Origin of the sequence: Mucilaginibacter sp. dw_454, assembly GCF_018449775.1 — a bacterium.
Classification (GTDB): domain Bacteria; phylum Bacteroidota; class Bacteroidia; order Sphingobacteriales; family Sphingobacteriaceae; genus Mucilaginibacter.
The window spans coordinates 759,986-786,450 of sequence record NZ_JAAVVB010000001.1 but is presented as its reverse complement, the minus strand read 5'-3'; the positions used below and the strand labels follow the sequence as shown (position 1 = coordinate 786,450).

General features: G+C 41.7%; 19 protein-coding genes. 13 read left to right on the top strand and 6 right to left on the bottom strand.

Annotation, left to right across the window (positions count from 1 at the left end; all coding sequences use genetic code 11):
* Positions 1–37 precede the first annotated feature (37 nt).
* The 3 genes from cysD (at position 38) to HB679_RS03535 (ending at position 3,075) form a co-directional block, all read left to right on the top strand.
* Positions 38–946 carry a sulfate adenylyltransferase subunit CysD gene (gene cysD / locus HB679_RS03545; RefSeq protein ID WP_214070553.1) on the top strand — a complete coding sequence of 303 codons (909 nt, stop codon included), beginning with the start codon at positions 38–40 and terminating at the stop codon, positions 944–946.
* Positions 947–1,032: 86 nt separating this feature from the next.
* Positions 1,033–2,283 (top strand): GTP-binding protein, encoded by a 1,251-nt coding sequence (locus HB679_RS03540; RefSeq protein ID WP_214070552.1) that lies wholly within the window; start codon positions 1,033–1,035, stop codon positions 2,281–2,283.
* A gap of 228 nt (positions 2,284–2,511) precedes the next feature.
* Positions 2,512–3,075 (top strand): hypothetical protein, encoded by a 564-nt coding sequence (locus HB679_RS03535; protein ID WP_214070551.1) that lies wholly within the window; start codon positions 2,512–2,514, stop codon positions 3,073–3,075.
* Positions 3,076–3,568: 493 nt separating this feature from the next.
* On the opposite strand, the gene HB679_RS03530 is transcribed toward HB679_RS03535, so the two are convergent.
* Positions 3,569–6,121, bottom strand: coding sequence for a TonB-dependent receptor (locus tag HB679_RS03530; RefSeq protein ID WP_214070550.1), 2,553 nt, complete (start codon positions 6,119–6,121; stop codon positions 3,569–3,571).
* A gap of 507 nt (positions 6,122–6,628) precedes the next feature.
* On the opposite strand from HB679_RS03530, the gene proB reads away from it, so the two are divergent.
* From proB to HB679_RS03505, 5 genes are all read left to right on the top strand, one after another.
* The gene (gene proB, locus HB679_RS03525) at positions 6,629–7,681 is read left to right on the top strand and encodes a glutamate 5-kinase (protein WP_346345129.1); all 1,053 of its coding nucleotides are present in this window, start codon (positions 6,629–6,631) and stop codon (positions 7,679–7,681) included.
* Positions 7,682–7,686: 5 nt separating this feature from the next.
* Positions 7,687–8,931, top strand: a complete 1,245-nt coding sequence (locus tag HB679_RS03520) for a glutamate-5-semialdehyde dehydrogenase (RefSeq protein WP_214070548.1) — start codon at positions 7,687–7,689, stop codon at positions 8,929–8,931.
* A 543-nt stretch (positions 8,932–9,474) separates the two neighbouring features.
* The gene (mnmA, locus tag HB679_RS03515) at positions 9,475–10,563 is read left to right on the top strand and encodes a tRNA 2-thiouridine(34) synthase MnmA (RefSeq protein WP_214070547.1); all 1,089 of its coding nucleotides are present in this window, start codon (positions 9,475–9,477) and stop codon (positions 10,561–10,563) included.
* Between the two features lie 108 nt (positions 10,564–10,671).
* Positions 10,672–13,014: a type I DNA topoisomerase gene (gene topA, locus HB679_RS03510; protein ID WP_214070546.1), complete on the top strand. Its 2,343-nt coding sequence runs from the start codon at positions 10,672–10,674 to the stop codon at positions 13,012–13,014.
* A gap of 90 nt (positions 13,015–13,104) precedes the next feature.
* Positions 13,105–13,509, top strand: a complete 405-nt coding sequence (locus HB679_RS03505; protein ID WP_214070545.1) for a hypothetical protein — start codon at positions 13,105–13,107, stop codon at positions 13,507–13,509.
* Positions 13,510–13,598: 89 nt separating this feature from the next.
* Here the strand turns inward: HB679_RS03505 and HB679_RS03500 are convergent, their stop codons facing one another.
* Entirely contained in the window at positions 13,599–14,318 is a 720-nt protein-coding gene (locus HB679_RS03500) for a pseudouridine synthase (protein WP_214070544.1), read from the bottom strand.
* Positions 14,319–14,466: 148 nt separating this feature from the next.
* Between HB679_RS03500 and HB679_RS03495 the strand changes: the two genes are divergently transcribed.
* The gene (locus HB679_RS03495; RefSeq protein ID WP_214070543.1) at positions 14,467–14,925 is read left to right on the top strand and encodes a hypothetical protein; all 459 of its coding nucleotides are present in this window, start codon (positions 14,467–14,469) and stop codon (positions 14,923–14,925) included.
* 54 nt (positions 14,926–14,979) lie between these two features.
* On the opposite strand, the gene HB679_RS03490 is transcribed toward HB679_RS03495, so the two are convergent.
* The 4 genes from HB679_RS03490 to alaS form a co-directional block, all read right to left on the bottom strand.
* Positions 14,980–15,672, bottom strand: a complete 693-nt coding sequence (locus tag HB679_RS03490) for a response regulator transcription factor (protein WP_214070542.1) — start codon at positions 15,670–15,672, stop codon at positions 14,980–14,982.
* Positions 15,673–15,771: 99 nt separating this feature from the next.
* Complete coding sequence (locus HB679_RS03485; protein ID WP_214070541.1) at positions 15,772–16,902, bottom strand: TlpA disulfide reductase family protein; 1,131 nt, start codon at positions 16,900–16,902, stop codon at positions 15,772–15,774.
* Positions 16,899–18,365 carry an Asp-tRNA(Asn)/Glu-tRNA(Gln) amidotransferase subunit GatB gene (gene gatB / locus HB679_RS03480; RefSeq protein ID WP_214070540.1) on the bottom strand — a complete coding sequence of 489 codons (1,467 nt, stop codon included), beginning with the start codon at positions 18,363–18,365 and terminating at the stop codon, positions 16,899–16,901. The genes HB679_RS03485 and gatB overlap by 4 nt, the downstream gene beginning before the upstream one ends.
* A 187-nt stretch (positions 18,366–18,552) precedes the next feature.
* A complete protein-coding gene (gene alaS / locus HB679_RS03475) occupies positions 18,553–21,189 on the bottom strand; it encodes an alanine--tRNA ligase (RefSeq protein ID WP_214070539.1) in 2,637 nt (878 codons plus the stop codon).
* 110 nt (positions 21,190–21,299) lie between these two features.
* Here alaS and HB679_RS03470 point away from each other — a divergent pair, with 110 nt between their 5' ends.
* From HB679_RS03470 to HB679_RS03455, 4 genes are all read left to right on the top strand, one after another.
* The gene (locus HB679_RS03470; RefSeq protein ID WP_214070538.1) at positions 21,300–21,635 is read left to right on the top strand and encodes a MerR family transcriptional regulator; all 336 of its coding nucleotides are present in this window, start codon (positions 21,300–21,302) and stop codon (positions 21,633–21,635) included.
* A gap of 68 nt (positions 21,636–21,703) precedes the next feature.
* Positions 21,704–23,806, top strand: a complete 2,103-nt coding sequence (locus tag HB679_RS03465) for a ComEC/Rec2 family competence protein (RefSeq protein ID WP_214070537.1) — start codon at positions 21,704–21,706, stop codon at positions 23,804–23,806.
* Between the two features lie 72 nt (positions 23,807–23,878).
* Positions 23,879–24,520 carry a hypothetical protein gene (locus tag HB679_RS03460; protein ID WP_214070536.1) on the top strand — a complete coding sequence of 214 codons (642 nt, stop codon included), beginning with the start codon at positions 23,879–23,881 and terminating at the stop codon, positions 24,518–24,520.
* 66 nt (positions 24,521–24,586) lie between these two features.
* Positions 24,587–26,458, top strand: coding sequence for an alkaline phosphatase family protein (locus HB679_RS03455; protein ID WP_214070535.1), 1,872 nt, complete (start codon positions 24,587–24,589; stop codon positions 26,456–26,458).
* Positions 26,459–26,465 lie beyond the last annotated feature (7 nt).

The window sequence follows — 26,465 nt, the reverse complement described above, 5'->3', positions numbered from 1 at the left end:
ACTGTAAACGCTTATGTAATAACTGTAACCAACCAACATGAGTAAACATAATCAGCTGGACTATTTAGACCAACTTGAAGCAGAAGCAATACACATTCTGCGCGAAGTAGCCGGCCAGTTTGAGCGCCCTGCGCTATTATTTTCAGGAGGAAAAGATTCGATCACTTTAGTACGTTTGGCTGAGAAAGCTTTCCGTCCGGGTAAATTTCCTTTTCCGCTGGTACATATTGATACCGGCCACAATTTTGTTGAGACTATCGAATACCGCGATGCCATGGTTAAACGCTTAGGCGAAAGGCTGATTGTGGGCAACGTGCAGGATTCTATTGATCAAGGTAAAGTTGTAGAGCAAAAAGGCAAGAATGCAAGCCGTAATGCTTTGCAAACTGTTACGTTGTTAGATACTATTGCCGAACATAAGTTTGATGCTTGTATAGGCGGCGCCCGTCGCGATGAGGAAAAGGCCCGTGCTAAAGAACGTATTTTTTCAGTACGCGATGAGTTTGGCCAATGGGATCCAAAACGCCAGCGTCCTGAACTTTGGGATGTCTATAATGGCAAAATCCATAAAGGCGAAAACGTTCGTGTGTTCCCTATAAGTAACTGGACCGAGTTAGACGTTTGGAATTACATCCGCAGAGAAAATATAGAGCTACCATCAATCTATTTTGCGCATGAGCGCGATACCATTATCCGTAACGGTCAGTTAATGGCAGCCAACGAGGTATTGAATATGGATGCTGATGATGTGATTGAGCGTCGCACTGTGCGTTTCCGCACCGTAGGCGACATGACTTGCACCGCAGCCGTAGCATCTGACGCATTTTTGATTGATGATATCATTGACGAAATAAGCGCTTCTAAAATAAGCGAACGCGGCGCCCGTATGGACGACAAAGTTTCGGAAGCTGCGATGGAAGATCGCAAAAAGGGCGGTTATTTTTAGGCCTCCTGCCCTTCTAGGGCAATTAATACTGTAACAAACCAACCAAATAATAGTATGACGTCGCGCAAGCGGCGTCGAGAGAGTTCATGGATATATTAAAATTTTTAACCGCAGGCAGTGTCGACGACGGTAAGAGCACGTTGATTGGTCGTTTATTGTACGATAGCGATTCTATCCTGCTTGACCAATTAGAGGCATTACAGGCGTCAAACCGTAAAAACGACGACGGCACCATTGATCTTGCCATTTTAACCGACGGCCTTAAAGCTGAGCGCGAGCAAGGTATCACTATCGATGTTGCTTACAAGTATTTTCAGACTGATAAACGCAAGTTCATCATAGCCGATACCCCGGGGCATATCCAGTATACCCGTAACATGGTAACCGGCGCCTCGAACGCTAACCTGGCCATAATTTTGGTTGATGCGCGTAAAGGTGTTATTGAGCAAACTATACGTCACTCTTTCCTGGTGTCTTTACTGGGGATTCAGCAGGTAGTGTTAGCCATTAACAAAATGGACATGGTAGACTATAGCGAAGAAACCTACAACAAAATAGTAGCCGACTACAAAGTACTAGCCGGCAAGGTAGGTTTAAAGAACGTGCATTATTTGCCTGTAAGCGCACTTAAAGGCGACAACATTGTAAACAATTCAACCAATATGCCTTGGTACAGCGGCGAGAGCCTGCTGCACTTCCTGGAAACGGTTGAACTAGCCGTTGACACCAGCACAGAACACGCACGTTTCCCGGTGCAATGGGTGGTACGCCCGCAGACAGACGAATTGCATGATTATCGTGGTTATGCAGGTCGCGTTTCAAGCGGATCATTCAAGGTAAATGATAAAGTGACCGTATTGCCATCCGGCTTTACATCGACTATCAGCAAGATTGAGGTGTTTGAAAATGAGCCGGAAGAGGCTACTGCAGGTATGTCTATCACGATGCACCTGGCGGACGAGATTGACATAAGCCGCGGCGATATACTGGTTAACAGCAATTACCAGCCGTTGGTTTCGCAGCTTATTGAGGCCGATCTATGCTGGATGGATACCCGCGCTTTGGATACCACGCATACCTACTTTATACAACATAATAGCAAGGTAACGCGCTGCAAGATCCAGGAGACGCTTTACAAGGTGAATATTAATACCCTTGAAAAAGAGAGTGCTGAAGATTTTAAACTAAACGACATAGGCCGGATCATCATCAAGACTGCCGACCCAATAGCCTTTGATCCTTACGAAGAAAACAAAGCCAACGGTGGCGCCATCATTATTGACAGCCGTACCAACGTTACCGTTGGTGCCGTGATGTTTCGCAACGTAGCAGACTAACCAATCAAATACATATATTTTTTTAAGGCCCGGGGATTTATTCCGGGCCTTTTTTTGTTTATACACTATGTACTCCACGTCATTGCGAGCGAGGAACGAGCGTGGCAATCTCCGGCTCGCTGACATTATCATCATAAAATTAACCTTTATCAAACGGTTAATATTTAATATCGAATAAATTAAATTAAAAAGACACTTTTCCTGATATTTGAATATCTATCTGCGTATATGAAAATGTCTCTCTTAAAAATTGCCGGCTTTGTGTTGGTTATTGTTAGCGGCGTAAGCAATAGCTACGGCCAGGCGCGAAGTAACGTAAGTTTTGGTTATAGTATCAACAAGCCATACTCCGGCGATTATGAGTTTGGCCGTGGATTTATATTTCAGGGCACTATTGCCATCTCGGATAAATTAGCGATAGTACCCGCATTGGGTTATGACCATTTGGGGATTGACCGCTCGAAAAACGAGATCTCAGGCAGCTATACCAGAAAAAGCAGCATTGATTTGTTCTATTTGAGCGCATCGGTCAAATATTATTTCTACCAGGACTTTTTTGCAAAGGCAGGGCCTGTTTTGTTCGCAGCCGGCGGCAATGAAGATCTCGCTAATGCCGGTTTGGGCGGCGCGGGAGCTGTTGGATATAATCTTAATCTAGATAATCACAGCACGCTTGAATTTACCTTAAACACTACCATTATCGACATCCCTCCTCAAACCGGCAACGGAACAACAGCCATTGCCAGTTTCAAAATAGCTTATGCATTTAACTTCCGGAGGTTAAATAGATAACGGCAAAATCTGTTGATGCCCTTGCTGGTATTGTCACCAACAAGCTGTGTACCTGTTTTTGATGGGTACAGCGGTGGACTCACCCCGACTACGCTGCGCGACCCTCTCTTCACCGTTGGCGGAAAGAGGGTGAAAAATTCTTGTCATTGCGAGCGTAGCGTGGCAATCGCAAGGAGGACGGCTTAAACGCGTGCGATTGCTTCGTCGTTCCTCCTCGCAATGACAATATCTTTTATAACCCTCTTTCCGCTTGCGGAAGAGAGGGTGGTCGAGCGAAGCAAAGACTGGGTGAGTCCCCGCGTTAGGGATTGAAATGGATACCGGCCATGCGCCTAATGCCTCGCAGGCGTATGAATGAAAAGCCCGGCCGCAGGCAACGCCATTATTAGCATAAAATAAACCAGTATTCAATCAGCAAAAAAGCGGGCCGGAATTAAATCCGGACCCGCTTAACATTTAACCTACGTAAAAGAAAAGTTCTTTTGCTTAGCTACTATAATACGTAGCGTAAGGTGATACCATATGTTCTTTGATCGCCAAGTACACCTGCGTATTGGCCGGCGTTACCTGTAGCAGGTAATAATTGCTCGTAGTAGTTTTGGTTGAATATGTTACGACCCCATATGTAAGCAGAGATACCATGGGCGGCTCTGAAGCCTAAACGGGCATTAACCAAAGTGTAACCGGCAATGTTCAAATATTTTGAAGGTGTCGGGCTTGAAGAGAAACGGGTACGGAAATAGTCATCTAAACCAACAAAGAATTTAGAGTCGTCGCTGATGAATTTCGCATCGGTAGAATACTCACCACCTGCCGAAGTTGTCCATTTTGAAACCCCAGGAAGCTGTGTGCCAGAAATATCTTCATAGTAAACAGCTGTACCGTTTACGGTTAAGCCTGTTTGCTCTAAAGGAAGCGGTGCGTTGGTAAACTTAACGTATTTAGCATCGGTATAAGCACCAGAAGCATAGAACGCAAAGTTTCTGTTGGCCTGGTAATTTGCGTCTAACTCTACGCCTTTTACGTTGACCTTCTCGGCAGTAGCTAAATAACCACGGTTCACACCCGGATCTGGTGTTTGAACGTTAGTCTGGTAATCTTTAATATCAGAGTTATGGAACGTGATGTTTAAAGTAAAGTTGTCAGCCGGATTGGTTTTAGCGCCAAATTCATAGTGTTGCGTTTTTTCCGGTTTAATTACCGCCAGATCAAGTGCAGGTGCATTATTAATAACCGGCAAGCCGCCTACGTTAACACCTGATGGTTTGTAGCTGGTTGAATAAGTAGCAAACGCATTAATGGTTTTATTTGGACGATAAGAAGCCGTTACCTGGTAGGTAAAGTTCTTCTCGTCAAAGTTAGTAGTATAGAACTGGCTGCTGTACAAAGCGTTTCTGAAACCAAGAAGCGTAGGGTCGGTTATAGTAATACCGCCATTTGCTACCCTGTTATAGTAAACGTCTTTTTTATCGTAGTTGATACGAACTCCCGGGTCAATATGGAAAGCATCGCCAATTTTCCAGTCTAAGTTACCAAATACGGCAGCAGTTTGAGATTTGATCCAAGAATTGGTTGATATGCCGTAACCTTCAAACAGACCTGGTGTTTTCCATTGCGCAGTATTAGTAGTGCTTTGTGCAAAGCGCCATTCTGCCGAACCGGCTTCTTCTCTACCCGTGGTAGTGACTTTTTGATCCAGATAATATAAACCAATTACGCCGCTCAAATGATCAGTTAAATCGCCGGCATAACGAATCTCTTCAGACTCCTGGTGTTGTGTTGATGGATTTTGAGATTTGGTTAACACCGGTAAGCCGGTAAAGTCGCGGTCATTAGATGGGTTCCAATCCCAAAAGCGCCATGCAGTAGTGGTAGTTAATGTACCACCTCCTATTTTAAAATCACCATTTAAGGCTACACCACCTAATTTGTTACCAGATCTCCATGGAGCATCCTGGTCTACAATACGCGAAAACGGATTTGTTGTAGGTAGTTTATAACCTAAATCAGCAATAATTGAGTTGAACTGACGATAGCCTGCTCGCAATGTTGGTGCAACACCTGCAACTACCTGCGCATAGCCATTCGGATTTTGATTCGACAAATCGCCTGTTAAAGTAATAGTAGCTTTGTCAGACGGTTGGAAAAGCACCTGCGCACGGCCACCTAAATTATTGATATCATTCAATGGCACCTGTGTTTTAACATTTTGTATCAAACCATCGCGTTGTGTACCTGAGAAAGACAGGCGTAATGCAAACTCTTTGTTTAAAGGGCCTGTAACCGATGCTTTTGTTTGCACGTAGCCATAGTTACCAAAGCTACTTTCTAATGAGATACCCGGTGTAAAGCTGGCTTTACGGGTGGTAATGTTAATAGCACCGGCAGCAGTGTTTTTACCAAACAAGGTTCCTTGAGGGCCGCGTAATACTTCTATATTATCAACGTCGATAAAATCAAGCGTTGCAGCAGCAGGGCGCGCATAGTACACACCGTCTACATAAAAACCAACGCCCGGATCTAAACCGTCATTAGTTAAACCAAATGGTGAACCAATACCACGAATGTTGATACCTGTATTACGTGGGTTAGAAGTATATAACTGCAAAGACGGTACTAGCTCTTTCACACGGTTAACGTTAAACGCACCTGCTTTATCAATCTGCGCACCACCAATTACTGAAATGGGGATAGGTACATCTTGCAAAAGCTCCTGGCGTCTTCTTGATACTACTACAATTTCTTGTAACTGATCATCGCCTACCAGGGTAAACTCGACAGTAGTGCTTTGAACGCTCAATATTTGGAAATCCTGCGGTTTAAAACCAACAGAGCTAATTCTGATATAAAACGGCGCATCTACAGTAGGTTTTAAAGTAAATTGACCGTTTTCGTCTGCGCTTACGCCGGTGTTAGTACCTCTTATGATTACAGAAGCATGTGGTACAACAGCACCTTTGCTGTCTTTAACCACACCTGTTAGGGTATTCTGCGCAAATGCCGCAGACGTAGAAATTAAGAGAATGATGAGTAGAAGTTTTCTCATATGGATTATAAGTTTCATCTTGAGTTTATAAAGTGTTTGTTGGGTTGAAAAATTAATAATTAAAAAATGAGGAATATTGAATAAGTATTCAATCGACAATTAACAACAACAGGCTTGTTGTATGTAGTTAACGATGTGTTGAGGCGAAGTAGTTAAAATCATAAATAACATAAAGTCTATAGAATAAGTAGACAAAAGTATTAAAAATAATTTACCACCAAATTTTTTTTGAAAAAAAGTTTTTAAGCGATAGATACCTTCTCTTGTTGCTACCTTACATTTAACCAAAAAAAGACTTACTTTACGATATTTTAGCTCATTTTATTCACTTTTAAATGATTTACATTAAGAAATTGGCCAAAGTGATTCACTTTCATATTACAATCGTGTAAAATGAATGACATTTAACTAAATTATATATACAAACACGGAAAAATCTATTTAAAAATCCAATATTTGCATATATTTCTATCAAATACTATGTCTTTTAACTATAAACGTATCGTTGTGAAAATTGGATCAAATGTCTTGACGCAGAGCAATGGTCTCCCAGACCAGCGCCGTATCAGTCAGTTGGTTACCCAAATCAGCGCACTAAAGAAACAAGGCATAGAAGTTATCCTGGTGTCATCGGGCGCTGTAGCAGCAGGACGAAGCCTTATCACGGTTTCTGATAAGTACGATGCTATTGCTACGCGCCAGCTCCTCGCTTCCATCGGCCAGGTTAAGCTCATCAACAATTACGCGCAACTATTTGAGCAGCATGATATCCTTTGTTCACAGGTATTGGTAACTACCGAGGATTTTAAAGGCCGCCAGCACTATCTCAACATGAAAAACTGCCTGGAGATTTTATTACAACACCAGGTTATCCCTATAGTTAATGAGAATGACGTAGTATCTGTTACCGAGTTGATGTTTACCGATAATGATGAACTAGCCGGCTTGATTGCATCCATGTTAAATGCGCAGGCACTCATCATATTGACCAATGTCAATGGTATTTACACCAGCAACCCGAGCGACGCAGGGTCAGAATTAATTACCGAGGTGACAGATAACGGCGTCGACTTTGCTTCTTTTGTCTCTTCAGGCAAGTCGCAGTTTGGCCGAGGTGGCATGATCACCAAATCACACATGGCGCAAAAAACGGCGAAACTAGGCATAGCGGTACATATCGCCAACGGCACAAAAGAAAATATACTGATAGATGTATTGAATAACACCGCTGCCCATACCCGTTTTATCCCGGACAAAACCGCATCGGGCAAAAAGAAATGGTTGGCTCATTCAGAAAAATCGGCCACTGGTGTTGTGCAGATCAACGAGGGCGCTAAAATAGCGCTGACTTCAAATAAAGCTACCAGCCTGTTACCTGTTGGTTTAGTTGATGTATTGACTGATTTTAAGAAAGGCGAGATCATTAAGCTTATTGATGAGCAAAAAAAGGTAGTAGCCTTAGGCATTGCCGAATATGGTGCCGACAAAGCTAAAGAAAGCATCGGCCAAAAAAACCAAAAGCCGCTGGTACACTATGATTACCTTTACTTGTTAAGCTAATTGCCATGAGTTATACTACCTATTTTGAAAATGCGCAACTGGCGTCAAGAAATTTCAACTTATCTGAGGATGCTATTAATTTGCTGCTGACCGACCTGGCTGCAGAAACATTGTCGCAAACCCATTATTTGCTGCGCGAAAATCAAAAGGATCTGGACAATATGGATCCGGCCAATCCAAATTACGACAGGCTGCAATTAACCGTCAGCCGCATACGCGATATTGTAAACCATATTATTGATGTATCGCGTTTAGAAAACCCGTTGGGTCACATCCTCTCAGAAAAGACAATGCCAAACGGGCTGCATATATCAAAAGTTTCGGTTCCGCTAGGCGTTGTTGGTGTAATTTATGAGGCCCGCCCTAACGTAACTTTTGATGTTTTTGTCTTGTGTTTTAAAACCGGGAACGTGTGTGTATTGAAAGGTGGAAGCGATGCTGCTTATTCTAATCAGGCAATCATTGGCATTATTCATAAAGTATTAAGCCGCCACAACGTCAATGTAAATGTAGCTACCCTACTACCCAAAGAGCGCGATGCAGCCGAAGCATTGATGCAAGCAGTTGGGTACGTAGATGTAATTATTCCGCGTGGCAGCCAGGGATTGATCAACAGCGTACGCAAAAACAGCAAAGTGCCGGTAATTGAAACCGGCGCTGGCATAGTACATGTGTACTTTGATCAATCTGGCGATTTGCAGATGGCTACCAATATTGTTTTTAACTCAAAAACCCGGCGGGTAAGCGTTTGTAACGCTTTAGATTGTTTGATTATACATGCCGCGCGTTTAAAAGATCTGCCTGAATTAACAGTGCCTTTAGCGAAAGCCGGCGTTGAGATCTTTGCAGACGAACAATCATATGATCAACTTCAGGTTCATTACCCTTCCAATCTACTACATAAAGCGGGTCCTGAACATTTCGGCATAGAATTTTTGTCTATGAAAATGGCCATTAAAACTATTGACAGTTTTGAGGATGCGCTTGAACACATTGCCAGCCACAGTTCAAAACATAGTGAAGCTATTATTGCGGAAGACGCGGCTGTAACCGAAGAATTTTTGAACCGTGTAGACGCGGCTGCAGTTTATGTAAATGCAGCCACGTCATTTACAGATGGTGCGCAATTTGGCCTGGGGGCAGAAATTGGTATCAGCACCCAAAAACTACACGCACGGGGGCCTATGGGTCTGCAAGAACTGACCAGTTATAAATGGTTAATAAAAGGCAACGGACAAACTCGTTCGTAGCTTTTATCTAAAAAAAATCTCGGATTAAAACTTGATGTAATTGACTATGGCTACTACAAATATTATAAATAATATTACAGCTTGTAGTTTCTGCTCAATTGACAGGCGGGCTATTGTTTTCATGTTAATTTTAATTAGGGTATCTCAAAAATATCATCTGCCACCAATTTTACAATACCTTTAAATATTTTTATCATTATATTAACAATTAGCACTTTAGGATATCGCAAATACATCTTTTTTGTTGTTTTTTTTATATAATGATAACCAAACGTTTCATTTGGTATAATTGTGATATTTAAGGACTTACCCCGAGTATTCTCAAATTGTTTAAAAAGCAAATTATCTCCGTCATTTTTTTCGTACGCAGCTGCAAATAGCATTTACTGCTCCCATTTTGACTTATTCTTTCGTTAAAGAAAAATACTTGTTATCTGGGTAAACAGATATTATCATATTACGGCACAACCAAATTATATTTACCTGTTACTGACCAAAATCCGGCAGTCAAATAAAATTGAAAGCTGTATCTTTGCACGCAATATGAGTAAGCACGGAAGAATATTAGTGGCGATGAGTGGCGGCGTGGACAGTTCGGTAGCAGCAGTAATGTTGCACGAGCAAGGTTACGAGGTTATTGGCCTTACTATGAAAACGTGGGATTATGCTTCAGCTGGTGGTAGTTCAAAAGAAACCGGTTGCTGCAGCCTGGACAGCATCAATGATGCGCGTGCTTTGGCGGTTGGTTATGGTTTCCCTCATTATATATTAGATATCCGCAGCGAGTTTGGCGATTTTGTGATTGACAACTTTGTGGACGAATATCTTGCCGGCCGTACTCCTAACCCATGTGTGTTATGCAATACACATATAAAATGGGAGGCTTTATTGAAACGTGCCGATAAACTGGATTGTGAATTTATTGCAACCGGTCATTATGCCAACATTCGCTTACAGGATAGTGGCCGCTACGTAATATCAAAAGGTAAAGACGAAAACAAAGATCAATCTTATGTACTTTGGGGCGTATCACAACAAAACCTGGCGCGTACTAAATTTCCTTTAGGTAGTTTTTCCAAGCCCGAAATCAGGCAAATGGCGCTTGACATGGGCCAGGTTGAACTAGCTGGTAAAAGCGAAAGCTACGAAATATGCTTTGTGCCTGATAACGACTATAGGGCCTTTCTAAGGCATAAGGTTGAAGATCTGGAGCAACGTGTTGCCGGCGGCAATTTCACGCTGACAGACGGCACCATAGTAGGCAAACACCAGGGTTATCCTTTTTATACTATAGGTCAACGCCGCGGTTTGGGCATTGCTTTGGGTCAACCCATGTTTGTTACCAAAATTGACCCGGTTACTAACACGGTTGTTTTAGGTACCGAAGATGAATTGCAACGCAAACAGGCTTGGGTGCGCAACGTTAACCTGGTTAAATATGCAAGTATTACCGAACCATTAAATGCTATCACCAAAATAAGATACAAAGATGCCGGTGCCGAAAGCACCATTTTACAAATGGGCGAACACATGAAGGTTGACTTTCCGCATATGGTATCGGGCGTGGCACCCGGGCAATCGGCTGTATTTTATGAAGGAAACGACCTCTTGGGCGGCGGTTTCCTGATGTAACTTTTCATGCCTTATCCGGGCTTTTTAATCAAATCATTCTAATTAAAGGGAGGTTAAAGTTTGCGTTTCGCTTACTTTATCCTTTATTTGCAAAAAATAAAGTACTAAATGGCTAAAAATTTACTCATAGTAGAATCACCGGCAAAAGCTAAGACCATAGAGGGGTATCTGGGCAAGGACTTTACAGTGAAGTCAAGCTACGGTCATATCCGTGACCTGGTCAAGTCGGAAGATGCGATAGATATAGCCAATAATTTTAAACAAACCTATGAGGTTCCTGCCGATAAAAAGCAGATAGTTAGCGAGTTAAAGAAATTAGCTAAAGAAGCCGACATGGTTTGGCTAGCATCCGATGAGGACCGCGAGGGAGAAGCCATATCATGGCACTTGTTTGATACCTTAAATTTAAAAGACGCTACTACCAAACGTATTGTTTTTCATGAAATTACCAAGCCGGCTATTATGGCCGCTATTGATAATCCCCGCAAAATAAACTACGACCTTGTAAATGCACAGCAAGCACGCCGTGTGTTGGATAGATTAGTGGGCTTTGAACTTTCGCCCGTTTTGTGGAAGAAAGTTAAGCCGTCGCTTTCTGCCGGTCGTGTGCAGTCGGTAGCCGTACGTATAATTGTTGAGCGCGAGCGCGAGATCAATAAGTTTCAATCAGAAGCTGCGTTTAGAATTGTCGCCATATTTGGAACCGGTAAACAAGCTTTTAAAGCCGAGTTGGCAGAACGCTACAGCAAGCAGGAAGACGCCGAAAAATTCTTACAGGATTGCATTGGCGCCGATTTCGATATTAAATCACTAGAAACCAAGCCAGCTAAACGCTCGCCTGCTGCACCGTTTACTACTTCAACTTTACAACAAGAGGCTAGCCGTAAATTGGGTTATTCGGTATCGCGTACCATGCAAATCGCCCAGAAACTGTATGAGTCCGGACATATCACCTATATGCGTACCGACTCGGTAAACCTGTCTGAGACTGCATTAAACGCAGCGGCAAGCGAGATTACCAGCGCTTATGGTGATAAATACCATCAACATAGAAAATATAAAACTAAATCGGCAGGCGCGCAGGAAGCTCACGAGGCCATCCGCCCTACTTATTTTAACAACCATACCATTGAAGGCGATAATAGCGAGAAACGCTTGTATGAGCTGATCTGGAAACGTGCCATCGCGTCACAAATGAGTGAAGCGCAATTTGAGAAAACAACCGCAAAGATCAGTATATCAACCCGTAAGGAAGAATTGGTAGCTAATGGCGAGGTAATGAAGTTTGATGGTTTTCTTAAAGTTTACCTGGAATCGAACGACGAAGAGGATGATACGCAGACCGAGGATGCCGACAACGCTATCCTACCGCCATTAACTAAAGGCCAGCGTTTGGATCTGAGAGAAATGACTGCCACAGAACGTTATTCTCGTCCACCGGCAAGATATACTGAGGCCAGTTTAGTTAAGAAATTGGAAGAACTAGGCATCGGCCGACCGTCTACCTATGCCCCCACTATCTCGACTATCCAAAACCGTGGTTACGCGGTTAAAGAAGAGCGCGAGGGCAAACAAAGAAAATTCAGAGTATTGACGCTTAAAGGCGATAATATAGTTAAAGAAGAACGCATCGAAAATACCGGTGCAGAGCGTGGCAAGCTGTTTCCTACCGATATTGGCGCCGTAGTAAACGACTTCCTGGTGCAACACTTTAATGGCATTGTCGACTTTAATTTTACTGCTAAAGTTGAGAAGCAGTTTGACGAGATTGCTGCCGGATTGGAAGAATGGACGACCATGATCGGTAATTTTTACACGCCGTTTCATGCTGATGTACAAAGCACCATAGAAACTGCTGACAAGGCTACTGGGGTGCGCGATTTAGGTGTTCACCCGGAAAAAGGTGAGAAAGTATCGGTACGTATTGGCCGTTATGGACCTTTTGTACAAATTGGCGAGAATGCCAGCGACGATAATAAAGATTACAAACCCGCTTATGCCAGTTTAAGAACCGGTCAAAGCATCGAGACCATTACTTTAGAGGAAGCGCTGGAGCTATTCAAATTACCTAAAGTTGTGGGTGAGTTTGAAGGTAAACCGATGAAGGTTGCCATTGGTCGTTTCGGTCCTTACATTAGCCATAACAGTGCATTTGTATCGTTGCCAAAAGAAATTGATCCGTTGGATGTTACCGAGGAGCAAGCCATTACTTTGATTGAAGAAAAGCGTAAAAAAGACGCAGAAAAACTGATCAAGGCATTTGATGAAGATCCAACTGTTAAGGTATTGAACGGACGTTGGGGGCCTTATATTGAGTTTGGCAAACAAAATGTTAAAATCCCTAAAGATAAAGACCCGCTAACACTGACTTTTGCCGAGTGCAAAACCCTGGCCGATGCGGACAGCAAAGCCCCTAAAAAAGGCGGTAAGAAATTTGCTAAGAAAAAGTAGTAATAGGTTTTACGTTGTAAGTTATACGTTTTACGTGATTTTATACTTGAAACATTAACGTACAACGTTTAACGTCAAACGTATAACGTAATGATCAAAGATCTCCCCGAAAATAATGTAACCGATATTGCCGTGGCTGTGGCTTTAGAGGGTGAGAATATAGAAACAAAAATATTCCATGTATATCTCATCAACCTAAAAAATGAGGCCATTGAGAATGTGCTCATTACCTCTAAAGGTTATGGCGAAAAGGATGGCGAAAAAGTAAAAACCTCTACCCTGCGCCATATGTTCCCACTGGTTGAAGCAGGCTCTTACAAACAGATAGAATTAATAGACGAGCAAACTTTTGGCTTAAATAATGAGTACTGGTTAAGCTACTACATTGGCAGCCAGATCTACGATAAGAAATTCATCTTCCTGCCCGAAAGTATTATTGATAGTAACTTTATTAAGCTGCCCGTGGTTAATAAGCCCGGGGTGATGATTAAGTAGTCGATAGTCCATAGACAATGGTCGATGGTTTTATAGCAGCGATTTGAAGGATAACTATGGCCTATGGGCTATAGACCATGGACTAATTATTAAGCGTCAAACTTCTCCAACAACTTTAATAGCGTTTCAAAATCTTTAGGATATGGAGCGTGGATAGTTATCGATTCCCCATCCATCTTTTTAAACGTAACCTGGTAAGCATGCAAAGCAAAACGTTTCATAATAGGTAACTCTTCCTGATCTTTACCTAAATGGTATTTGCGTTTTATGGCCGACAGAAAAACCGGTTTACCTTTATACATTTCATCCCCTGATATGGATGCACGCTGTGTAGCCAGATGTATGCGGATCTGGTGCATGCGGCCGGTAACCGGGCGACACTCAACCAATGTGTAATGTTTAAAAAATCTAATAGATTGAAACCAGGTCTCGGCGCGCTTTCCCTCCTGCCTGCTAATGGTTACATTACCTTTGCCAACATTCAATATCGGTAAATCAACCAATAACTTATCAAATACATGGGTACCGTCAATTACTGCGTGGTAAACCTTGTTAACCTGGCGTTTTTCAAACTGCATAGACACCGTACGGTAAGCTTCGGGGTTCTTGGCTATTATAAGGGCACCTGAAGTCTCTTTGTCCAGGCGGTGGCATATTTGCGCATCGTCACTATATTCTTTAGCCAATCGCAAGATATTGATCTCACCGCCCTCACGCTCATCAAGCGAGCTAATGAAAGCAGGCTTGTTAATGACGATCAGATCATCATCTTCAAAAAGTATCAGGTCGGCAAATTTTGGAATCTTCATGTATAAAATAATAGTCGGCAAAAGTACGGTTTTTAAAACGTAAACGCTACACTTTGGCGCGTCCGAAGCGAGCAAACCGCTTAAAACGGCCATTGGTGCGGTTATTGTATTTTAAAAAACACATTATATATCTAACTATAAAAACATCATGAGTGATAAAGCAACCAAACCTGAAGAAAAGGGATTTTTCGAAAAGGTAAAAGAAACCATTGAAGAACTTTGGGACGGAACCAAAGACAAAGCCGAAGACATAAAAGACGCAGCCGAAGACAAATATAAAGACATCACTAAAAAAGCGGCCCCTGCAAAAAGAGCCGCAAGCCGTAAAGTTAGCGCTGCTACACGCACCGTTAAAGCTAAAGCGGCAGATGTTTCATCAAAAGTGAAAGCCGTTGCTAAAGACACTAAAGCGAAAGCTGAAACAAAAGTGAAAGAAGCAAAAGCTAAAGTGGCCGAGGTGAAAACTAAGGCAGATGCAAAAGCAAAAGACATCACCGCTAAAGCAAAAAAAGAAGCGACTGATGTAAAAGCAAAGGCCGATACGAAAGTTAAAGCCGTTACTGCGAAAGCAAAAACAACAACGGCTAAAAGAAAACCTGTATTATAAACTTAAATTTAATACAGCATGACAAAGGCCCCTTTCGGGGCCTTGTTATTCTATTTAAGCTGCTTCAAACTTGTAGCCTACACCTTTTACGGTAGCCACAATATCATCGCCCAACTTCTCACGTAACTTGCGTATGTGTACATCAATAGTACGGTTAGTTACCACTACAGAATCTTCCCAAATGTTCTTCAGGATCACCTCGCGGGTATAAACTTTACCTGGTTTTGATGCCAACAGGTATAACAGTTCAAATTCTTTTTTGGCTAATACTACCTTCTCGCCTTTTTGGAAAACCAGGTAAGCTTCGCGGTCAATTACCAGGTCGCCTATTTCCAGTTTGTTATCGCTTGCTTCTTCGGCAGGCGCATTTCTGCGCAGTATGGCATTGATACGGCTAACCAAAGCGCGTGGCTTGATAGGCTTAGCTATATAATCATCGGCGCCTACATTAAAGCCGGCTATTTCTGAGTACTCTTCGCTCCTTGCGGTTAAGAATACCATAAAGGTATTTTTAAACTCGGGCATGGTACGCATAATGCGGCAAGCCTCAATGCCGTCCATTTTAGGCATCATAATATCCAGCACTATCAGATCAGGTAATGATCTTTTTGCTTCGGTGACAGCTTCCTGGCCGTTGCGTGCTAAAAATACCTGGTAGCCTTCTTTTTTTAAGTTGTACTCAATAAGCTCTAAAATATCAGGCTCATCGTCAACTATTAAAATTTTTTGTTTGGTAGAGGTGCTCATGTACTATCGTTAAATTTGTTATAAAAGTATGTACTTAAAAAAAGCTTATAGTAAACTTAATATTAACAAATTGTTAATAGATACAATTGACTTAACATTCTATTTAGCCTTATTAAAGGTCTTGTTTAAAAAGTCTTCAAGCGCCTCACCTTGAACGTTTTTAGCTACAATAATTCCCTGCGGATCAATAATAAAGTTAGACGGAATGCCTTCAATATGGTACAAATGCTCTGTCGGACCATCAAAACGCTCCAAATCCGAGCCGTGTTTCCACGTTAACTTATCAGTTTCGATAGCTCTTTGCCATTCAGGCTTGTTTAAGTCTAACGATATGCCCAGGATATTGAAACCTTTATCTTTATAAGCCGCATAAGCTTTTACCACATTTGGGTTTTCGGCACGGCAAGGCCCGCACCATGACGCCCAAAAATCAAGCATCACATATTTACCTTTATAGTCTGATAGCTTAATAGGCTTACCGTCAAGATCTTTGATAGTAAAATCAGGCGCTTTATGGCCCAACGAAGTTGATTTTAACGCTTCCATATCGGTTACAAAACGCTGTACCGCTGGGTTATCACTAAATTTATGTGATTGTTTAACCTCGTCTGCATAATTGATCATTTGTTGCTCATAACGAATCTGATCCAGTGAAGACAGCGCATAAAATGAGGCCAGCGAGCTTTTGTTCTCATTAACAAATTTTAAAACAGCCTGCGCATAACCTTCCATGTTTGCCATTATTAATGGGCGATATTTGGCAATCAAAGAATCTGTTTCTTTACCGATCGCTTCAACCTTAGCCTGATACTCATCAGTTACTATTCTGTTTTTTTCTAACCAGGTGCCACTAATTTTGTTAAACTCCTGTATTTTTCCAGAATTTTCAGACCCTGTGATTTGATAAGTTGGTATTTTGTCCTTTAAATCCGTAGTGAAAGTAATTACTTCTCCGTCTTTAGCAATAAGGTCAAAAATAGCTGTGCCGATGCGTAATTTGTAAAGGTTTTCGTAAGCTGCCGGATGTTTAATCTCAAATTTACCATCGGCGCCAAGAGCTACCGAGTCAACCACATTAATCTGCGTGGTATCTGCCTCTAATAAGAAAACCTTTTTAGCATCACCGGGGTTATTTACTGTACCTACTATCTTAAATTTCGATCCGTCTTTACATGCGGCTAGTACTAATACCGCAGCAACTGCGCTGTACGCTAATAATTTTATCTTCATTTTGATTCTAATTCTTTGATTAACAGTTTATTGGTAGCTTGTGGATCAATCTTGCCTTTAGAGCTTTTCATAATCTCGCCCATAAACAAACCCAAAACGCCTTTTTTGCCTTTTTGGTATTCGATTACCTTATCCGGGAACTTGGCTAAAGCGTCCTGGATGTATTTGGTTACATCATCGCTATCAGCAGTAATCAGCAAGTTAAGCTCGCCAGCCAGTTGTTCAGCAGTTTTTTCCGGCGATTTGACCATAGCCGGGAATAATTTATGCGATGCCACGGTATTGTTGATAGAACCCGCTTCAACTAACCGAATTAAACCGGCAAGATTAACAGGTTCAATTTGCAAGTCGGTTATATGTGCGCCACTTTCATTTAGGTACGATTTTACCGCCCCCATCATTAAATGCGCTGCGGCTTTATAATTTTTAGTGTGGTTGATCAACTCTTCAAAATAAAGGGCCACTTCCTTATCAGCCGTCAATACCGAAGCATCATAGTCTGACAAACCCAACTCCAGGTATTTTTCATACAACTGGCTTGGTAAGGCGGGTAATGATTGACGGATATTTTCGACATAAGCATGATCAAGTACCAAAGGCATCAAATCCGGCTCAGGAAAATAACGGTAATCATTGGCCATTTCTTTAGAGCGTAATACCGATGTTTCGCCGGTATCGGCATTAAAGTTTAAGGTATTTTGATCAATATGACCGCCGGCTTCTATGATTTCTATCTGGCGCACAAATTCATGCTCGATGGCACGCTGCACATTACGGATAGAGTTCAAGTTCTTTACCTCACAACGGTTACCATATTCGGTAGCGCCTTTTAAACGCACAGAGATATTAGCGTCGCAGCGCATGCTGCCTTCTTCCATATTACCATCACAGATATCGAGGTAACGCAAAATTTTACGTATCTCTGTCAGGAACAGACCAGCTTCTTCGCTGCTGCGCATATCAGGCTGGGTTACAATCTCTAGTAAGGGTACTCCTGCTCTATTCAGGTCAATAAGCGAATCGGCATGATGATTATCGTGCATACTTTTGCCGGCATCCTCTTCCATATGGATATGGTGTATAGCTAAGCTTTTAGTATTACCGTTTGACAGTTTGACGGTGATATTGCCGCCTAAGCAAATAGGCTGTTTATCCTGGGTGATCTGGTATCCTTTCGGCAGATCGGCATAGAAGTAATTTTTACGATCAAAATTATTGTTCAAATTGATGGTGCAATTACAGGCTAAACCCATTTTTACAGCATACTCAACCGCGCGTTTGTTGATACGTGGCAAGGTACCCGGATGCCCTAAAGATATAGCGCTGATATGATGATTAGGTTCGGCGCCAAAAGCGGCAGAATCTGACGAGAAGGCTTTACTTAAAGTAGATAACTGTGCGTGGACCTCTAAACCTACAACTAATTCGTACTTGTCGCTCACTGTTTTTTCCAAAACGGACATATTGTAAAATTCGGATTTAAAACTCTATTGATCCTGCCAAATATAAGGTTAATATTAAATAGACCAAGATTTAATGAATGGCATTAAATCTATTAATTGTCGTTGCGAGCGAGGAACGAGCGTGGCAATCGCACGCTGCAAAGCTTTTCTCCTTGCGATTGCCACGCTACGCTCGCAATGACAAAAATTATTTTATAAAATCTCTCGCTTTGTCCAGGACTCTTGGTAAACCAGCCACATCTTTGCCACCCGCGGTAGCAAAAAACGGCTGACCGCCACCACCACCCTGGATCTCTTTAGCCAGTTCACGCACGATATTGCCGGCATTCAGGCCTTTGTCTTTAACCAGGTTATCAGATACCATCACCGTAATATTGGGTTTACCATCTATAACAGCAGTTAGCACCAGGAACAGATCAGATACTATATCTTTCAAGTTATAAGCCAGATTTTTAATCGCGTCGGCATTAGGTAGCTCTACCTGGGTAGCCAGAAAGTTCACACCATTAATGTTTTCAACTTTTTGAGCTAGTTCATCTTTTAATCCTGCTGATTTTTCTAAAACACTTTTCTCGATCTCTTTTTTCAGGCGAATATTTTCGGCCAATAGATCTTCAATGCTTTTAGTGATGTCTTTCGGATTTTTAAGCAACTCTTTAACCTGCGATACCAATTTTGTTTGCTCATTGATGAATAGTTCGGCAGCAATACCACTGATAGCCTCTATACGGCGCACACCTGCAGCCACAGCACTCTCAGCCACTATTTTAAAGTACCCAATAGCACCGGTAGCTTTTACGTGCGTACCACCACAAAGCTCTTTCGAGAATTTTTCATCGAAGGTAATTACGCGTACAAAGTCGCCATATTTCTCCCCAAATAATGCGGTGACACCACTGCTGATGGCTATATCATAAGGTACGTTACGCTCTTCTTTTAAGGCGATATTTTCGCGCACTTTTTCATTAACAATAGCTTCTATCTGAGCCAGTTCCTCATCAGTAACTTTAGCGAAATGCGAAAAGTCGAAACGCAGGTAATCCGCATTAACTAACGAGCCTTTTTGGTTTACATGCGTACCCAGTACCTGTTTCATTGCGGCATGCAGTAAGTGCGTGGCGCTATGGTTATTCATGATGTTATTACGACGGCTTTGGTCAACAATAGCGGTTAAAGCATCATCGATATCATCAGGCAGTTTGTCGACATAATGAACAATCAGGCCGTTCTCTTTTTTTGTATCAGTAACATTAATAACCTCACCATCCGGGAAGATCAGTTCGCCGGTATCTCCTACCTGGCCACCGCTTTCGGCATAGAAGGGTGTTTTATCTAATACCAACTGGAATTGATCTTTTCCTTTAGCGGTTACCTTTCGGTATTTAGTTATGTGTGCAACGGTTTCGGTTTCATCGTAACCGGTAAAAGTGGTGTCTTCGTCTTTCAAAGTAACCCAGTCGCCGGTATCAACCGCTGACGCAGCGCGAGAACGTGTTTTTTGTTCTTGTAATGAAGTTTCAAAGCCAGCGGTGTCAACATCCAGTCCCTTTTCCCGGGCCATTAGTTCGGTTAGATCTAATGGAAAACCGTAGGTATCAGACAACTCAAATGCAAACGCGCCGGCTATTTGCGTTCCTTTTTGGTCACCGATGTAATTATTGAAACGGTTAATACCGTTTTCTAGGGTACGCAAGAAAGAAGCCTCCTCTTCCAATATCACTTTCTGTACAAAATCTTTTTGGCTCCAAAGCTCATCAAACACACCATGAAACTGCTCTGCCAACAACGGCACCAGCTGATTTAAGAAAGGCTCTTTAAAACCTAAATATTGATACTGATAACGCACCGCCCTGCGTAAAATACGGCGGATAACATATCCCGCTTTGTTGTTAGATGGTAGCTGACCATCAGAAATAGCGAAACTCACTGCGCGGATATGATCGGCCAAAACGCGCATAGCAACAGCCGGGCTCCAATCGGCATCACCCGGAACAGCTTCGGCATTATATTTTTTACCAGATTTTTCGGCGATGAAATCAATCATCGGCGTAAACACGTCGGTATCGTAGTTACTAAATTTACCCTGAATTACACGCACCAAACGTTCGAAGCCCATACCTGTATCCACATGTTGAGCCGGCAATGGTTGCAATGACCCGTTTTTCAACCGATTAAACTGCATGAACACGTTGTTCCAGATCTCAATAACCTGCGGGTCGTCGGCATTTACCAATGTAACCCCCGATACTTTGGCTCTCTCAGCATCGCTGCGGTTATCATAGTGGATCTCAGAGCACGGGCCGCAGGGACCGGTTTCGCCCATCTCCCAAAAATTATCTTTTTTATTTCCTAGAAGGATATGATCTTCAGGTACAAAAGCTTTCCAGAAATCGAAAGCTTCCTGGTCTCTTGGTAAACCTTCTTTTTCGTCGCCTTCAAATATGGTTACGTATAAGCGGTCTTTGTCTATTTTATAGACTTCGGTCAACAATTCCCAACTCCAGGCAATGGCTTCTTTTTTAAAGTAGTCGCCAAAGCTCCAGTTGCCCAGCATCTCGAACATGGTGTGGTGATAGGTATCAATACCCACCTCTTCTAAATCATTATGTTTACCTGACACACGCAGACAACGCTGCGTATCGGCAACACGCGGCGATGTTGCGGGTGCTTCGCCCAGAAAGATATCCTTGAACTGATTCATTCCGGCATTGGTGAACATCAGTGTCGGGTCGTTCTTCACCACGATGGGTGCAGACGAAACTATAGTATGGCCTTTAGAGGCAAAAAAATCAAGAAAAGCTTGTCGTATTTGATTAGCAGTCATATCAATTATTAATAGCGGTTATTTAACCGCTTATTGCTGCAAAAATGTGAAAATTAGTGTAAAAAACCGTATAAAAGTGTATATTTCTGTTTAATAAACTACATTTGTATATGTCTATTGACGAACGCGAGATCACTAAAATGTATTACACCATGGGCGAGGTGACGGTCATGTTTGGCGTCAATCCGTCGATGATACGTTTTTATGAAAAAGAGTTCGATATCCTTAAACCCAAAAAGAATAAAAAAGGCAATCGCCTATTTACGCCCGAGGATATAGAGAACCTAAAAATCATTTTCCATTTGATCCGGGATAAAGGTTATACACTTCAGGGCGCGAAAGATTATCTCAAAAACAACATTGGCGACAGCAAAGGCAGCCAAAAGGTTATCGATTCGCTGGAAAACCTGAAGAAATTCCTGCTCGAAGTAAGAGATCAATTGTAATTCATCCTTATTGCATTTCAAGATTATAAGATTAAATTAGCCATACCAAATCTTATAATGCAATCCCGTTGATAGCTAAGCATAAAGGTGAAATTCCATTTGTTATACTACTACTTCCCTTTTTACTGGGGATTTGGCTGGGATTGTCGTTCCCGTCTATCACCTTTATATATTGGACAACTATTCCTCTACTGTCTCTTAGTCTTGCATTCATCATATTAAACATCGGCTATGCCAAATTCAGTATATATAAATCAAGATGGATGGGCGGAGTACTCACCAATCTTATTCTTTTTTTTGCGGGATGGTTTTGTGTGATCGAAAATAACGAACTTAATCAGCCTGCGCATTTCTCTAAACAGCCTTCTCAATATTTGATAGCCAGGATAAACAGCGAACCTATCCTAAAAAATGATTTAGTACGATTTACAACTGCTATAGAACAAGAGGTTTCTGATAAACAACAGCATAAAGCTACCGGCACCTTATTGGTTGCTATCAAAGATACCGCAAGCCGGCAGCTAAAATATGGCGACGTGTTATTGCTGCCATCGAAATACACCAATGTCGATCCACCATTTAACCCGGCCGAGTTTAATTACAAGAAATACCTGGCCGGGCAAAACATCTATCAGCAGATCTATCTATATAAAGGCCAATACCATTTGTTGAGGCATGATAAAGGCAACCCATTTATAAGCTATGCACTCAAGCTTCGCCGACAGTTGATAGAAAAGCTTAAGTTGCATATGCGCGACACCTCGGCCATTAATGTAGCATCGACCTTAATATTAGGCTACAAAGCGGATTTGAGTAATGATTTACTGCAAGCTTACTCCAAAACGGGCACTATTCATATCCTATCTGTATCAGGCGGGCATGTAGCTATAATTTATTTAATGCTAAGTTTTTTGCTTGGTTTTCTGGACCGGTATAAACGCGGCAAACTAATTAAAGCAGTAATCATCGTTAGCCTGATCTGGTATTATTCATTATTGACCGGATTCTCGCCGGCGGTATGCCGCGCCGCGGTAATGATATCGTTAGTAATTATCGGCAAAACTTATAGTAGATACATCAATACACTAAACATATTGGCCGCCTCGGCTTTCTTCTTATTGTTATACAATCCGCTGTATATTGTCGATGTTGGCTTTCAACTTTCCTATTTATCAGTCGCCGGCATGGTTATATTGCAACCTTTGATTTACGAGTGGTTTAAATTCAAACAACCTTGGGCCGATAAGTTATGGGCAATCTGCTCGGTTTCTATTGCAGCGCAATTGATTACCTTTCCGCTAGGTGCTTTTTATTTCCACCAGTTCCCGGTTTACTTCCTCATCAGTAACTTATTTATTATCCTACCGGCAGAAGTGATTATTATTTTAGGCGCTACCTATCTTGCTTTGCCGCAAATGGCTTTTGTTTCGGCGACATTAGGCTGGTTATTAGAAAAGTCTATCCTGCTCATGAATAAGGTACTTACCATTATAGAGTACGCGCCGTTTGCCAGCATCGGCAAAATATGGTTTACTACCGCCGAATATATTTTGGTTTACGGCGTCATGATTTGCCTGTTCTATTTTTTGTTTAACCGTAAAGTCTGGTTGCTGAAAGCAAGTTTAGGTTTGATATTGATAGCGGGGCTAAGTACCAGTTTTAAGCGATTCGGTGCCATTAAAACCGACAGCATAACTTTTTTAAACCTGCGGAAGCATTCGGGTTTGATTTTTAAACATGCTGATAAAGCTTTTATTGTTACAGATCTACCTTATACGGATAAGAATTATCAATATAGTATACAGCCTTGCCTGGATAGTAATAAGGTAGCCGACACTTCGGTATTTAAGCCCAACCAAAACATCGTATCTCCATTTTTGGTAAAGCATGGCAATCTCATCCAATTCAATAAAGTTAAACTGCTGATTTTTAATAAAAACATCCAAAAGATTTCCCTACCGCAAAAACTAAAAGTCGATTATATCTATCTAACCGGTAACCCGCATATTACTCTCGTACAGCTCACCAATAATTACCTTTTTGCTACGTTAATTATAGATAGTAACAACAGCGATCATTCGGTGACCGAATGGGAGAAACAAGCAAATGATGCTCACGTAAAATATTACTCTTTAAAACGTAACAAATCGTTTATCGCACTATCTAATTAAGAATATTTATTAAGATGAAAGTTTGCTTAGTAAATGATAAACAGCTAAATTGTGCTTATAAAAAAACAAAACATGAATACTAAATTAAAAATTGCCCTGGGCCTGGCATTCACGGCCTTAGCTTTTACTGCTAATGCTCAAAAGTCTTACACAAGTGGTACCGCTACCTATACTTTAAAAACAGGCATGGGCGATACAGAATCAAAAATATATTTCACTGCCGATTCAAACGTATCTGTTACACAACAGGGGCCTGCTTTAATAAAGATATTAACTAATGCCAAAGCAACTTACATAGCTATTTTGGTTGACGTTCCGGTAGCTTCAATTAAAAAAGCGGCAATTTTAAGCCCTGACGAAATTGAGCAGGGTTTAGCAGCAGCGCCTAAGTTTACCTTTACCCCATCTGCAGAAACTAAAGTTATCAACGGTTTTAACTGTAAGAAAGTTGATGTTAAAGATTCAAAAAGCGGCAGCAGCTATGTGGCTTGGGTAACTAAAGATATTTCAGTGCCAACCAACATGTTAACCAGATATTTTGCTGAAGCCGGCGGCGTGCCTGTGCAGTTTACCACTATACAGCAAGGCCAGGCGGTTGACGTTACCTTAAAAAGTGTAACAGACGAGAAAGCTCCTGTGGGTAGCTTTGGTATTCCAGCTGGTTTTGACAAGATCTCGTTAGACGATCTGAAAGCCATGAGCGGCGGTAAATAGTCAGCGCTATAACATTTTTTTGAAGGCTTCTTAACCTTGCGGTAAATTAATTACTTTTGCGAACCAATGTTAAGAAGCCTTTATAGTTTTATACGGTTTTATATTTTTTGGCTACTGTTTTTTGCATTAAGCAGAGTAGTTTTTGAAATATACTTTCATGCCAAACTGCAAGGTGCAACCTTTGCCGACATATTAAAAACCTTTTTTTATGGCATCCGCATGGATGCGTCCGCTACGGCTTACATTGCCGCTATTCCGTTAATGGTATTCATTATCAACTGGTTTAGGGGTAGTAAAAAGCACATCAAACCCATCTGGCTTAAAGTTTATACCTGGTTCTGCCTTTTCTGTATCAGTCTAATAGCGGTCGTCGATCTTGGTATTTTTGTGGAATGGGGTGCCAAAGTTAACTTCAGGGCTTTTGATACTTTGTACAACTCCCCTGCTGAGTCAATGTCATCTACGGCCTCCTCGCCTATTGCATTGCATTTAACTATCATGGCTTGCCTTTTAATTGCCGGAATAGTATTATCTAATTATATCCTGGATTATACATTTAAAAAGCCAGTCGAAAGAACCCCTAATAAAGTTTTATGGTCGATTTTGTTATTGGGAATTAACTTTATTATTCTACGCGGCACCTTATCAGCCGATCCGATCAACCAAAGCGCCGGTTATTTCTCAGACAATCAACTGCTGGACCTATCTGCCCAAAATACCGAGTGGAACCTATTTAATAATGTATTTGAAAATCTACGCAAGCCTTATAACCCTTATTTATTTTTGCCTGCGGCAGATGCTAAGCAAATTGTTGCCGAAACATTTAAAGCTCCCAAAGACTCAACAATCCATGTGCTCAATACAGACAAACCCAACGTGGTTATCATCCAATTGGAAAGTTTTACCGCCGATTTAATTGAGTCTCTGGGTGGCGAAAAGGGCGATACCCCGAACTTTGAAAAGTTTATTAAAGAAGGTTTATTGTTCAACAATATTTACTCGGCCGGCGACCGTACCGATAAAGGCATCATAGCCATATTAAGTGGTTTCCCGTCGCAGGCTATCCGCACTATAGTCATAGATACCACCAAGCAAAGAAAGTTGCCATCATTAATGGCAGACTTTAATAAAGCGGGATATAACACCTCCTACTTTTATGGCGGCGGCAGCGAGTATATGAACTTTAACACGTACATGAATGATCATCATACTGATCAGATAATAGACCGTCATACCATGCCTGCCAGCGAGGTTGGCTCAACATGGGGCGCTTTTGATAATGTGTTATTTGGCAAACACATTGCGTACCTGGACAAACAAACCAAGCCATTCTTTTCCTTGTTGCAGACCTCTACTAACCACGAGCCGTTTGTATTACCCGTAAAAGGTCATTTTAAAGGAAATGATGTGACTAATCAGTTTAGAAGTACCGCCTGGTTTACAGATTCTTGCCTAAATGCTTATTTTGAAGAAGCTAAGAAACAGCCTTGGTATAAAAATACATTGTACATTTTAGTTGCCGATCATGGCCACCGTTTACCTAAGAGTACTGCTGGAGCATTTAGTCCGCAGAAATATCATATCCCTTTGTTATTTATGGGTGGTGCTTTGAAAGCTGAATATCGGGGTACAGTAATAAACAAATTGGGAAATCAGATCGATATAGCGGCTACACTACTAGCACAATTGAATATGCCGGCAGAAAAATTCGAATGGTCAAAAAACTTACTAAACCCTTATACACCACAGTTTTCATTTTTCGACTGGGATAATGGATTCGGCTATTTAACGCCGGAGCAGTTCGTCTCTTACGACAATTCCGGCCGCCGGATAATCTACACTAAAAATAAAAATGCAGATTCGGCTATAACCGAAAAAACCTTGCGTACCGGCAAGGCTTTTATGCAGCAAATATTTACTGAGTATCTGAATTATTAATATCGGG

Coding starts and splice junctions, on each gene's coding strand:
- HB679_RS03535 (WP_214070551.1), top strand. CDS start 2,512: ATGAAAATGTCTCTCTTAAAAATTGCCGGCTTTGTGTTGGTTATTGTT.
- topA (WP_214070546.1), top strand. CDS start 10,672: ATGGCTAAAAATTTACTCATAGTAGAATCACCGGCAAAAGCTAAGACC.
- mnmA (WP_214070547.1), top strand. CDS start 9,475: ATGAGTAAGCACGGAAGAATATTAGTGGCGATGAGTGGCGGCGTGGAC.
- HB679_RS03490 (WP_214070542.1), bottom strand. CDS start 15,672: ATGAGCACCTCTACCAAACAAAAAATTTTAATAGTTGACGATGAGCCT.
- gatB (WP_214070540.1), bottom strand. CDS start 18,365: ATGTCCGTTTTGGAAAAAACAGTGAGCGACAAGTACGAATTAGTTGTA.
- HB679_RS03470 (WP_214070538.1), top strand. CDS start 21,300: ATGTCTATTGACGAACGCGAGATCACTAAAATGTATTACACCATGGGC.
- HB679_RS03520 (WP_214070548.1), top strand. CDS start 7,687: ATGAGTTATACTACCTATTTTGAAAATGCGCAACTGGCGTCAAGAAAT.
- HB679_RS03540 (WP_214070552.1), top strand. CDS start 1,033: ATGGATATATTAAAATTTTTAACCGCAGGCAGTGTCGACGACGGTAAG.
- HB679_RS03455 (WP_214070535.1), top strand. CDS start 24,587: ATGTTAAGAAGCCTTTATAGTTTTATACGGTTTTATATTTTTTGGCTA.
- HB679_RS03530 (WP_214070550.1), bottom strand. CDS start 6,121: ATGAGAAAACTTCTACTCATCATTCTCTTAATTTCTACGTCTGCGGCA.
- alaS (WP_214070539.1), bottom strand. CDS start 21,189: ATGACTGCTAATCAAATACGACAAGCTTTTCTTGATTTTTTTGCCTCT.
- HB679_RS03500 (WP_214070544.1), bottom strand. CDS start 14,318: ATGAAGATTCCAAAATTTGCCGACCTGATACTTTTTGAAGATGATGAT.
- HB679_RS03495 (WP_214070543.1), top strand. CDS start 14,467: ATGAGTGATAAAGCAACCAAACCTGAAGAAAAGGGATTTTTCGAAAAG.
- cysD (WP_214070553.1), top strand. CDS start 38: ATGAGTAAACATAATCAGCTGGACTATTTAGACCAACTTGAAGCAGAA.
- HB679_RS03460 (WP_214070536.1), top strand. CDS start 23,879: ATGAATACTAAATTAAAAATTGCCCTGGGCCTGGCATTCACGGCCTTA.
- HB679_RS03485 (WP_214070541.1), bottom strand. CDS start 16,902: ATGAAGATAAAATTATTAGCGTACAGCGCAGTTGCTGCGGTATTAGTA.
- HB679_RS03505 (WP_214070545.1), top strand. CDS start 13,105: ATGATCAAAGATCTCCCCGAAAATAATGTAACCGATATTGCCGTGGCT.